The sequence below is a fragment of the Cohaesibacter celericrescens genome, assembly GCF_002866925.1.
Classification (GTDB): domain Bacteria; phylum Pseudomonadota; class Alphaproteobacteria; order Rhizobiales; family Cohaesibacteraceae; genus Cohaesibacter; species Cohaesibacter celericrescens.
In genome coordinates, this window is record NZ_PKUQ01000042.1 from 1 (window position 1) to 11,262 (window position 11,262).

The window sequence follows — 11,262 nt, forward strand, 5'->3', positions numbered from 1 at the left end:
GCAGCTCAGACCTATCTGGCGCCAATGGCCATAGAGGGCGGTAAGCGAACGTTCGCTGCACTTTTCACGAATTCATACACTGCGGACAAAAGCTGCCGTTAGGTCTACAACTCTCCCTCCGCTGGTGGATATGAAAGGAAAACGAAAAATCTAAGTCGAAGGACTGTGTGTTGATAAATATTGGCACGATTAAGAGCAAATCTTCAATGCACTGCAAATTTGTTCAATCGTTCGGATGCCCGCTTCGTCTTTGATCCCGCGTTGGCAGCTCGTGTCCAGAGGAGAGGCCAACGAACAGAGACTATTGAGACAAGGCAGGTCCTACTGTGGTTCCTCAAGGTGAAGGAAACAATGGAGAGCTGACAGTCGCCATACCATGACACATCTGTGTCAGTAATGTGTTTGTTTATCGCGAAGCCGATGCCTGTCCCCCAAGGTTGCGTCCGGCTAAGAATTGTTGCAAGTTGTAGAAATGAAGTTTTACATCTTTTTTGGGGGAATCAATGGGAAGTACCGGATCCGGCAATTTTTCAGATTATTCGGGCTCGCGGAACAATGACGGAACAGGAGGAACCAGCGGGGTCGATCGTTGTCGACAGGCTTTCTCATGTTCTCTTGAAGAGATCGAGCTGTGTGATTACTTCAGAATGCACGCTGCCTTGCCTCCTGTTGGAACTGAGTTGGTGATAGTACACCAAAAACGTCTTTTTGCTGCAACTCAGCAGGGAGTAAAAGTTGGAGCATTACCTACCAGCTTTAATTATCTCGCAGCCTGCATGAAGGACGGTCTTTCCTATGTAGGCGTCTTTACGGCTTCCACGATATTGCCAATACCAGTGGTATCTGCGGACTTCACAGCTCAGTGAGTATCTTACATGCTACCCCTATTGCTCGTCGGCGAGATCATTGTCGACTTTACTGCAGCCCGCCCCGGCGCCGAATGTAAGTTACGACTGGGTGGTATTGTTCACGCAGCTCGTGGGTTATGGGCAAGCAGCATTGATTATGCTGTTGCGGCTGTTTGCCCACATTATGTTGTTGATCAGGCAAAACGGTATCTCAACGCCCACGGTTGTCATGAATTCGTCTGGCTTGGAGAAGTAACCGGGTCTCCTGGTGTCATGGTGATTATTGACCCGACGGAGGTCGCTGATCAAGGATATGAGGATTTGCTCCGTGGTGAGAAAGAAATCACTATTAACGAAGTCGGGAAATCGCTCGATGCGTATCGAGAGGTTCTGATTTTTCCAGGAGGCTTCGATCTCGCGCAGCTTCGAAGCATCTTTTCTAGTCAGGCACGCTTTAGTTTCGATATAGCATATGACACAGAGGATCTGTCCGTTCTGGCGCCGTTCGTGGGCAACATCAATGTGATCGTGATTTCGACGTCGTCTCCGCTCTTCATGCGCGTCGGATCAGAAAATATTGATAGTATGTTGCCCCTTATCGAAAAACTGGGTGCTGACGTTTTCCTCCTTAAAGAAAACCGGGGTGGGAGTCGTCTCTTCAACCTTTCAAACAGTTCTGTCGAAGCGATACCCGCTCAGTTGTCCGTCACGGTTAATTCCGTAGGAGTTGGCGATGTCTATACCGCCGTCATGGTTGGGTTATCAGGGAGCTCATGGGAAGACGCCGCATGGAGGGGAGCCAGTGCTGCGACAGCCTATTCACAAACCACCTATCCGGATGATTTCAAGCGGGACTTGGAACGATCGTTCAGACTTTCTATAGATGAGCTACGCGATCTCGGAGGCACGATATTGCCGTGGCACACAAGGCGACAAACTTCCATTTATCTGGCCGCTCCAGATTTTTCGTATATTGACAAACCTGAAATCGATCGGACAATTGAAGCCCTGAGATACCACAACTTTAATGTGAGACGCCCCATCGAGGAGAATGGCGAGCTTCCACTCGATAGCTCGGACGCTGTTTTAAGACAGACATTTTCTAAAGATCTTCGAATTCTTGACGAGTGTGCGGCCGTGTTTGCTGTTCCGCTGGGTAGAGATCCGGGAACCTTGGTTGAGATGGGCTACGCCGTTGCAAGGAAGCTGCCAGTTATTACGTTCGATCCACGCAGTGAGAACCATAACACAATGGTCGTCGGCGGAAGCGTCTGCTATTCTGATAACTTGGATCAATGCTTGAACGGCCTGTTCGAAGCCGTTTCGAAACTCTGGATGGCACAGCAATGAAAAAAGCGGTTCTCCTTGCTTCGGGCGGCCTCGACTCAACTACCGTCGCTTATGGTCTATTCGCAGATGGTATCGATGTGTTTCCTCTATTCTTTGACTACGGCCAGCACTGTGTCGAGACGGAATGGGGCAGGGTCAACGAAGTTCTACCACGCGACATGAGAAGCCCCGAACGCTGCGATATTTCCGATATTTTCAAAGGATCTACATCTCGCCTTATAAAGGAAGCAAACCTTTGGCAAGACAACGTCGCTGACGACGATTTGTACGTGCCATATCGGACGCTGCTATTCTTCGCGGCGGCGGCGGCTCGAGCCCAAACGCTGGGTATTTTTGATGTTTATACGGGTTTCGTTAATAGTAACCACGCCAAGGAAATTGACTGCACCGCTGAGTTCATGAACCAAATGGACGGCCTGATCGACAATATTGGTCCTGTCCGTTTCACCTCTCCATTCCGCTTTTCATCAAAAACCACTGTTGTCGAGGAGGCGCTGCGTCGCGGTGTTCCTATCGGCCGCACATTTTCGTGCCAAGCTGCAAGCGATTTCCCCTGTGGTGCCTGCCCGAATTGCGTCGAGCGCCTTCATGCGCTAAAGGATGCTGCTGTCGTAATCTCTAAAGCTCAGGTCGACTAAAATGCATTCTTCTGCGATACATATGCTAGTTTCTGCTCGTCGCGTGGCGAATTACGCCCTTGAGGTCGGAGCCGATATCAACGGAGAGGCGGTTCGCCCCTCTTGCCAGCATATGGGTGCCATCTTAGCGGACTGCATTCTGCAGGCGGGCCTAAATTACAGGTCCGTAGTTCTTCCTCGCGTCTCGGCTATTCTAGAGGACTTTCCCGGTCTTGATTGCACTTCCGAACTGGTAGCTCTAGTTGGGCGAGGAGAAACCGACCGCTTCCTAAACTGGGACCATCACGAAAAGATCGATCGCTTCAAAGCGCTTGTCGGCTTCCTGAGCGAGCGCTCTGTAGAGAATGCGGCTACTTTAAAGGATCATTTGCAAGACGCATCCTTCGTAGAAGCCTTGCTTGGCGTGAGGGGGGTAGGTCCGAAAACTGTTGACTATATGCAATGCTTGGTTGGTATCGACTCTATTGCAGTTGATAGGCACGTACGAACCTTTGCCAAACGTGTCGGCGTCGTTGAGGAAGATTATGATTTCCTAAAATCGGTCTTCTGCTACGCCGCCGATCTGCTGTCGGTCTCCCGCCGTGAATTCGATGCATGGGTTTGGCGATGGGAGGCATCGGCAACTAACCCACAGTTAGGGTTTTCATTCTAACCGAAATCCGAGATGCCTTCGAATCTTTCCGACATGCCATCGCATGGTAGTTCCACCAATATCTATATAGCAAAGTGGGGGGTCTCTATGCTGTCTACGTGTATAAACTAGATCGGCTTGAACATGCTTTCTGCAGAATCGGATCGGAGTCTCGCCCAAAACTCCACCGCGTACCTATCCGTCATACCAGCCACGAAATCGCAAATATGGCGCGCCTTCAGAGCCTCTCCATCCGCATCCTGAACAAGTCTACGCACGTCGTCAGGCATAAGTAGATAACCATTCTTTTTTTGTAGGGCATCAAAAATGTCGCTTACAAGCTCGGTGCCGCGATATTCGCCGAGCTTCACACGATTCGAGTAGATCGTTGACAGGTAGGTATACTGTTTGAGGACCTCTACTTTTATTCGAGTTTCCTTTTTCAGTTTAACTATTGAAAGCGCAGGAAGCTCCTCGTTCTTCGTCAGCACGACATCGTTGATGAATTCGTGTACCAATTCCGAAGACAACTTCATCCTATTGCCCGCATCCATGTTAAGATCGCGGGAAGCTTGCATCACACTGACGAAGTTAGCGATATCATCCTGTTTTCGTTCGTCATTGTCACCCAAAGTCTTAGATTTTTCGAAACTAAAAATATCGCCGAAGACATCAAAAAGTTTGGAGTGGACTTGAGCCTCAGTGACGGGTTCTCCCACGTCATCCTTCAGCTGCTCGGTAACTACTTTGGCAACCCGTTTCAACAACTCATGGTCGGTCGACAGTATAGAAGCTGGTGTCAGAAAGCCCGCCTTCAGACTGTCTTCTAGATCATAAACTGAGTAGGCGATATCGTCAGCTATATCCATTATAGCACATTCAACCGTCTTGAACTTACGGCCTTCAGGCAGCTTCCTTTCTCCGATTACGTTCCGTTTTATTTCCTCGACTATATTCGCTTCAGAGGCGTAGTAACCCTTTTTCGGTTTGGAATCATCGGGTCTTTCAAAAGGGATCTCAAAGTCATATTTCAGAATAGACCCCAGAGTTCGAAAGCATAGATTCATGCCTGCGCGCGAGTCACCATCTTTCGGGTTCTTGTATTTTGCTTTTTTCTCGAGGCGGCTCAATATGCGAAGCGTCTGAGCGTTTCCTTCAAACCCTCCATACATCCTCATCTTTTCGTCAAGCGCCCGCTCTCCGTTGTGACCGAACGGTGGATGCCCGATGTCGTGAATAAGACCAGCTGCCGCACACAGCCTGCTATCGATCTCCACGTTGCCTATATGCGTCTTGTAGACGTGATTTAGGCGGTCTGCGATACCTTCCGCGATTTGCGCAACTTCAAGCGAATGCGTAAGCCGGTTCCGGAAGAAGTCAGACTCATGTCCCGGAAAAACTTGCGTTTTTCCTTGCAGTCGCCTAAAACTTGCACTGTGAATGATCCTGCCGTAATCACGGACAAAAGCTGGCCTCCAAGGATCAGGCTTATCAACCTCGCCGTTCTGGCGTAGAAAGTCCCGCTCCCTGTACATCCTTGTAAGCATCATCAGAGTACCTATGACCGCGCAGACACCAAGTTTTGAGCTTCCTTCTCGCGCTTGAGCTCTAGCCATAGCCGTACTGCTTCGCGAACACTCTCCTGATTAGCTTCTGCTGCCTTACGGGCTTCGATTACTGCTGTGTATGCCATGTTTTTGCTCCTACTCAGCGCTTGAGATGAGGTATAACGAACCTGCGCCATCATTGGTTAACGATTGGTTTACTAAATCTATTTTGGCAAAGACTATTGTGCACTGACTCGAGCTGGCACACCAGCCTTCCGCAAGACATCCGCAATGTGGCTGGTTAGTCCGATTCTACGATCAAGCACAATGCCCGTGTTTGGTTTCAAATTGGCGGAAAGCAACCTTAGAGCTTCCAGTCCCTGAGACACGTCGAAGTCCACCCATTCACTTGCATCTCCCGGCACAATGGTATCGCCGTTCGATATGCTAGCTCCACTATGCAGCTGGACGATCCAGAGTTCAGTCCCGTCAAAGACCCATTCAAACCTCGTCGCACCAAGAATGCCACGTAGTCGGCCATGAACTTCATACACACGCGAAAGAACGCGTTCGGGAACCGGTTCGGGGTTCGCTAGTCCAACCATGAAGCGGTCCCCGGTCCCTTTGATGCCCTCGACCACGAGGTCTCCATTTGACGTCTCGATGGCAGCGCCTGACCATTGAGCCGCTACGCCTTTCTGGGCAAGCACTGAAGAAATTGCGATACCGTCTGGATCCTCGCGCTGCAGTAAGGCGAACGGATCTTGCCACCCGCGCGCAGTGGTAAACTTTCCGGGTACCTGCTCACGCGGGCTCGTTCGTATCCAAATTTCCTCAAGGCCAGTTCCATGTCCAAATGAGAATGGCGCAACACGCCGGCCTATAACGGTGGTTCTTGGAACGGGAAAGCCGCTCATATCAGCGATCAACAGCCCATAAGCTTTATCACCGATCATACGACTGAAATCGTTTGGCCACTCTACCTTGATAGATCCAGTAGGAAAAAAGTCGTCGGAACGCTCCCAGAAGATTACATTATCCTGCTTCCAACCTCTAGGCTTGGGGTGCAGACTAAATTCGAGTCGTCCTTTTCGGCCACCGGAGAAATCGACATCTATTCCGTACACTGTCTTGAAAAGATGAATGGCCCACTCAGTTGGAAGACGTGCGAAACCAGGCTTTTCGACGCCACGGGGTGTCATGTCAGGACGGAATTCGACAACGTCGCCCATCACAACACCAGATACGCCGCCATCCGAAACATCGATCGTCTCGTTGACGATCGTGAACGCCCCCTCGTCAGTGAAGCGCTTAACCGCGTCGACAGCAGCATCGGCATTGTCTACGCCATAGAGGAACTCCCTGCTTTGGGATTGTTCAGCACTGAAGCTGCGAACGTTAACCGTTCCCTCGGAACTGCGCTCGAAAAGAATCTGTATTGCCTCGGCGACTGATTCGAACCGGTGGTTCGCTTCGATATCAGCGATGCGGCAGAATTGCTGTTCTGGTCCGTACTCCGCAGGAGCGAAGCTGACGAACTGAGCGACGTTGAACGTTTCCGCCAACCGATCCAACGTTTTGTCTTTTCTGAAAGCCCATACGTTTGGTTGATTAAATTTCTTGTGCGAACTGTTCAAAGTCACTTCCTTTGATTCGACGATACCTCAACACGTGGTTCGTGCCTATCTGGTGCATCCTATTCGTCCGTTTCGAAATGGCCAAATGACATTGGGTTACATCTTCGAAGTCTCCCCAGCTTTATAAATAGAACTAACCTGTGCTGATGTGCAACAATGCTACTAGCGCGTACTCAGCAAGAGGAAGCCGTTTTCCGCCTGACGGTCGCAAAAATGGAACAACAAGGTCACGTGTAAATGGTTCCAGTTTGCGTGCCATTTTCTGGTTTCTCTAGCTGGTTTAATCTTGAGTGCCTTCCTCAGGACAGTTGGTGACATCTGCTTTCGAGACGCTCGCCATGAATGAAAGAATGACGCGAAGTGTTCACTATTACTCGCAAATTGAATGGCAACTACGGGGTAGGGAGTGACCATTCCGTAATTGTGTATGAACGACGGCTCTGGGCCGTTCTGTTGAATTCAAATGGCCCCAAAATTCCACGTTGTATTGCGCTGCATTAGGCCGGTTAGAGCCCAAAACGTCTATTCTAGATGAGGGCTTGTGAGCGAAAGAAGGATGCCTGAATTGCGTAAGAACAATCTTTCGCAAGTTTAGAGAGGCGAAAGACAGGCGATTGCGGCAAGGGGGGTAATCATTCTCAGCGGCAATATTCTCCTCTTTGGATGTTTCCATTGTTGGTGACGGTTTTTGTTTCAAACTGAAAGCAACCCGTCTTCTCTGTTGGCGTGTAGCGGATGTAATAGTCTTCACCCTCATAGCTGTAGGTCATACTGCGTGTGCCATCATCCTGTGAAGAAAACACAAGATTTTCAACGCCGCCACGTGGGGGACGTCCTGCGGAAGCACCTTTGCCATTTGATGCTTTGAGAGGATGCACTCTTGGTACGTTGTCTATGTCGGGAACTTCGCCCATCAGGCACTGCACAATATAGGGTGCACCGGTCGAGGTATGATAACGATAACCGAATTCGGCATCGGCTTGACCGTTGCAGATGTCGAGGTTGTCCGCCAAGATCTTGGTGCCATCTGGATTGTTGTCGCCATAGATAGGAAAGCCATCAAAGGCCCAGCCAATGATGGCATCGTCTCCTTTGTTCTTCATCTGGTCTATCATGCAGGTTGGTTTGACATGATAATGATAATCATCACCTCGACCGGCATGACCGCCACATTCATCCAATTGGCCAGTCTGTAAGGTGTCATGAAGCGCCTGATGATGTGCCAAATCCTGTTGGCTCATCTCGCCGCCGCCGGTATAATCATAAATAGGCACACCATTAACGGCAACACCAAGGGCAGCATCCCGTGTCAACGGTGTGGTGCCCAATGTCGGGTTCAAAATGATGGGGGCAGCATAGTCCGCGGGCACCGGCACCTGTTCATTGGTCCCCACTATGCCTGTCATTTTTTCGTGATCCGGATAGGTGTCGGACTGGATAATGGCGTGGCTTTCGGTGCAGGTAACCTTGACGCTGCTGTCAAACCCCGCCTCTCTGACAGATGTGGCAACAGCCTCGCAATGATCATCATGCGCCGATACAGTCGAAATGCTTGCTGCAATGAGGGTCGCGGTCAGAAGGCATAACTTGGTCTGTTTCATCTTGGTGTCCATCGTTTTGGGTTGAGAGGTCGGAACGGCAGCGTCTACTTGACGGTAAACCGACAAAGCATGGTGTTGCTTTGTTCGAGATCCGGTCCCCAGATTAGCTTTGCGTTGCTTGACCAGCTAATTTTGTCATATCCGTCTTTAGGCCGAACTTCTTGTTCAGAATAGACATGGGCCTGAGGCCAGTCTGAAGCGTCAAATCCTGGTTGATCCCAATTGACTGGTGCCTCTAAGGCTTGGAATGTACAAAGCCCATCACCAGCTTGCGGGTCGCTTTCCTGAGCGCAAGATTTGTCTAAAGGGGCAGAGTGAATGACCAAACATTTCAAAGCGTCATCACTGACGGCAACGTCGGCACCCATGGCATCCTTGATTTGAAAAATAATGCCCCCGTCACCCATCTGTTGACGCCGAGTTCCAATATACTCAAGCCCGGTATCATTTTCCTTGAAATCCTTGGCGACGATGCCAACGACAAAAGGCCTCTCAGTCTCGAATTGAAAGCTTTCAGCATTGAAAGATCGTTCGGTTGTGATCGGTACGCTGTCTTCAGCGACCAAAACACCATTGATCCGCATATCGAACCAGTTGTCTGCCCAAACATCAGCGGAGAATGTGTCCGCTGTTGCCGCAACTGGCAGCAAAGGCAAGAATGCTAAAACAGCAAGAGAACGCAACATGAATAGCTCCTTGGATTAAAGATCAGTATTTTCACTATACTCATTTGCTCGCGATGGTAGATGACATCTTTGTCATTCTTGAATGCGGTGGAATTTTGAGCGGAAGATGACAGAAATGTCATACAGACCGATGGGGTTCATTGTGTAATATTCACGTCAGAGTGAGGGACATAGATTGGTGCAAAGATGAAAATTCTAGTAGTCGAAGATGAGCGCAAGATTGCGGATATCATTTGCGCTGGTTTGACCGACAATGGTTTCGACGTCACGCATTGCGCCGATGGACATAGTGGCTACAAGAAAGCCAGTGAGGGGGATCAGGATCTGATCGTCCTTGATATTATGCTGCCCGGCCGTGACGGGTTGGATATTTTGCGTTCAATCCGCAAAGAGGAAATCGACACGCCGGTTATTCTATTGACCGCTCGGAATGAATTGGGAGACCGGATCAAGGGTCTCGAGCAAGGGGCCGATGATTATCTGGCCAAGCCATTTTACGTCGAAGAATTGGTCGCGCGCATTCTTGCTCTTCAGCGCCGTCATCACGGTGTCAGACGGTATAGTCTGCAAATGGGGGCTTTGCGTCTGGATTGCATTGCCCGACAAGCAGGATATAACGACCAGAATATTGACCTAACATCCCGTGAATTCAACCTGCTGGAATACTTGATGCGATCGGCGGGACAGGTTTTTTCAAGAGGTCAGATTCTGGAGCATGTCTGGGGTTATGATTTTGACCCCGGTACCAATGTCGTCGACGTCTGTATAAAACGGATCAGGAAAAAAATTGCTGCCATTGATGAGGCGGGTGATTTGAAACATCTGATTGAATCAGTGCGCGGCACGGGCTACCGGATTCCATCGGAATGACCGCAATTTGGAGCCCTGTTTTGAGACTGAACATGTCCTTCCGCACACGCATCTTCGTTATCTCTTGCCTGATCGTTGGTGCCGTTCTGGCTGTCGTAATGGGGTTGACTTGGACACGTATTGTACAGGGAGAAGCAGATCGTCTTGACGATCGTATGTGTATCGAAGCGAAGGGACTGGCATCCCTTCCTGCAAACGATACCAATGGAATGAACAGGGTAAGCGATCTTGCTATGAAATTGCGAGTAAATGACCCCATTCAACTGTTGCTACAGGTTCATTCACAACAGAATGGTGTCCTATTGCAGAGTGCCTATTGGCAAGACAGCTTATCGCTGGAAAAAATCGACTGGTCAAAGGCCGTCCAGTCAACGGGGCTGAGTGAAAACGAAAATCAGCCGACTGAGTCGTGCAAATTGGGTGATTTTGAGCATCAAGAGCGCCGGTGGCGCGCCGCTCTCTTTACCCGTTCTGATATTCGTTCATTTATCGCAACAGACCGCTCCAGTACGACGCAGGACTTGCGCCAAGCGGTTCAGTCGGCATTGGTCGTCGTCATCCCGTTGGCTTTGCTGCTGAGTGCTTTTGCCGCTTGGTTGTTGGCCAATGTTGCGACCCGTCCGGTCAATCGCCTGTCGAGCGCGATGGAGACGGTAACGCAAAAGGATCTTCATCATCGCCTGCCAAATGAGGGCGAAGATCGTGAGTTCAAACAACTGATCGAAACCTACAACGCCATGCTTGATAGGCTGGAACGCAGCTTCCAGCAGGCTTCACGTTTTTCCGCTGACGCGGCTCATGAACTAAAAACGCCTCTGACCATCTTGCGCGGGCAGTTGGAGCAGGTTGCCAGAAGCGATGATCCCAATCGACTCGATCTCAGCAGTCTTCTGGATGAGGTCGGAAAGCTCTCTTCGATCACCCGCAAATTACTCCTGCTGTCGCAAGCCGATGCAGGACGTTTGTCGCTTCATTCTGTAGCGATGAACCTAGATATCACATTGAGAGAATTGATCGAAGATTTGGATGAGTTGCCAAATGGCAAAATCCTTAAATGCTCCATTGGGTCGACGTTGCGCTTTGACGGGGATGACGTCCTTATTCACCAGCTGTTCAATAATCTTATCAGCAATGCTATTCGCTATAGTACACCCGGCGCGGCCATTGAACTCTCTGCCCATATGGTCAATTGGACCATTGAAATAATTATCACCAACCCTTGTGCACCGCTGACGGATGAGACCCGAAAACAGCTTTTTGATCGCTTTTTTCGGGGCGATCCAGCCCATAACAGCTATGTCGAAGGCAGCGGGCTTGGGCTGAGCCTTGCCCGCGAAATTGCCCGCGCCCATAGAGGCGATCTGGTCTTGCTCCCAAGTTCTGACGACCGAGTGAGCATGAAACTGACCCTGCCAACAGTCTGATTACCCTACGCGCCTATGAATGACAAAGAT

10 protein-coding genes are annotated in these 11,262 nt (G+C 50.0%); 5 read left to right on the top strand and 5 right to left on the bottom strand.

The window, feature by feature from the left end; all coding sequences use genetic code 11:
- Positions 1 to 875 precede the first annotated feature (875 nt).
- The 3 genes from C0081_RS16725 to C0081_RS16735 are packed head-to-tail and all read left to right on the top strand — an operon-like array spanning position 876 to position 3,488.
- Positions 876 to 2,198, top strand: coding sequence for a nucleoside 2-deoxyribosyltransferase (locus tag C0081_RS16725; protein ID WP_101535001.1), 1,323 nt, complete (start codon positions 876 to 878; stop codon positions 2,196 to 2,198).
- Entirely contained in the window at positions 2,195 to 2,836 is a 642-nt protein-coding gene (locus C0081_RS16730; RefSeq protein WP_101535002.1) for a 7-cyano-7-deazaguanine synthase, read from the top strand. The genes C0081_RS16725 and C0081_RS16730 overlap by 4 nt, the downstream gene beginning before the upstream one ends.
- Before the next feature lie 43 nt (positions 2,837 to 2,879).
- On the top strand, positions 2,880 to 3,488 hold the full coding sequence (locus tag C0081_RS16735) for an HhH-GDP family DNA glycosylase (protein ID WP_210200544.1): 609 nt from the start codon (positions 2,880 to 2,882) through the stop codon (positions 3,486 to 3,488).
- Between the two features lie 107 nt (positions 3,489 to 3,595).
- Here C0081_RS16735 and C0081_RS16740 read toward each other — a convergent pair whose 3' ends face one another.
- The 5 genes from C0081_RS16740 to C0081_RS16755 form a co-directional block, all read right to left on the bottom strand.
- Positions 3,596 to 5,017 carry an anti-phage deoxyguanosine triphosphatase gene (locus C0081_RS16740; RefSeq protein ID WP_245417982.1) on the bottom strand — a complete coding sequence of 474 codons (1,422 nt, stop codon included), beginning with the start codon at positions 5,015 to 5,017 and terminating at the stop codon, positions 3,596 to 3,598.
- Between the two features lie 8 nt (positions 5,018 to 5,025).
- Positions 5,026 to 5,160 (bottom strand): hypothetical protein, encoded by a 135-nt coding sequence (locus C0081_RS23710; RefSeq protein WP_280952885.1) that lies wholly within the window; start codon positions 5,158 to 5,160, stop codon positions 5,026 to 5,028.
- Between the two features lie 93 nt (positions 5,161 to 5,253).
- Entirely contained in the window at positions 5,254 to 6,651 is a 1,398-nt protein-coding gene (locus C0081_RS16745) for a hypothetical protein (protein WP_180966939.1), read from the bottom strand.
- Between the two features lie 638 nt (positions 6,652 to 7,289).
- Positions 7,290 to 8,252 (bottom strand): YHYH protein, encoded by a 963-nt coding sequence (locus C0081_RS16750; RefSeq protein WP_101535005.1) that lies wholly within the window; start codon positions 8,250 to 8,252, stop codon positions 7,290 to 7,292.
- Positions 8,253 to 8,296: 44 nt separating this feature from the next.
- Complete coding sequence (locus tag C0081_RS16755; RefSeq protein ID WP_101535006.1) at positions 8,297 to 8,938, bottom strand: PEBP family protein; 642 nt, start codon at positions 8,936 to 8,938, stop codon at positions 8,297 to 8,299.
- Positions 8,939 to 9,124: 186 nt separating this feature from the next.
- Between C0081_RS16755 and C0081_RS16760 the strand changes: the two genes are divergently transcribed.
- Both C0081_RS16760 and C0081_RS16765 read left to right on the top strand, forming a co-directional pair.
- Positions 9,125 to 9,808, top strand: a complete 684-nt coding sequence (locus C0081_RS16760) for a response regulator transcription factor (protein ID WP_101535007.1) — start codon at positions 9,125 to 9,127, stop codon at positions 9,806 to 9,808.
- Complete coding sequence (locus C0081_RS16765) at positions 9,805 to 11,232, top strand: ATP-binding protein (RefSeq protein ID WP_101535008.1); 1,428 nt, start codon at positions 9,805 to 9,807, stop codon at positions 11,230 to 11,232. Before C0081_RS16760 ends, C0081_RS16765 begins: the two co-directional genes overlap by 4 nt.
- Positions 11,233 to 11,262: the final 30 nt, after the last annotated feature.

Excerpts from the sequence above, each read along its gene's own strand:
- C0081_RS16760 (WP_101535007.1), top strand. The coding sequence starts at position 9,125 with ATGAAAATTCTAGTAGTCGAAGATGAGCGCAAGATTGCGGATATCATT.
- C0081_RS16725 (WP_101535001.1), top strand. The coding sequence starts at position 876 with ATGCTACCCCTATTGCTCGTCGGCGAGATCATTGTCGACTTTACTGCA.
- C0081_RS16740 (WP_245417982.1), bottom strand. The coding sequence starts at position 5,017 with ATGATGCTTACAAGGATGTACAGGGAGCGGGACTTTCTACGCCAGAAC.
- C0081_RS16765 (WP_101535008.1), top strand. The coding sequence starts at position 9,805 with ATGACCGCAATTTGGAGCCCTGTTTTGAGACTGAACATGTCCTTCCGC.
- C0081_RS16755 (WP_101535006.1), bottom strand. The coding sequence starts at position 8,938 with ATGTTGCGTTCTCTTGCTGTTTTAGCATTCTTGCCTTTGCTGCCAGTT.
- C0081_RS16750 (WP_101535005.1), bottom strand. The coding sequence starts at position 8,252 with ATGAAACAGACCAAGTTATGCCTTCTGACCGCGACCCTCATTGCAGCA.
- C0081_RS16730 (WP_101535002.1), top strand. The coding sequence starts at position 2,195 with ATGAAAAAAGCGGTTCTCCTTGCTTCGGGCGGCCTCGACTCAACTACC.
- C0081_RS23710 (WP_280952885.1), bottom strand. The coding sequence starts at position 5,160 with ATGGCATACACAGCAGTAATCGAAGCCCGTAAGGCAGCAGAAGCTAAT.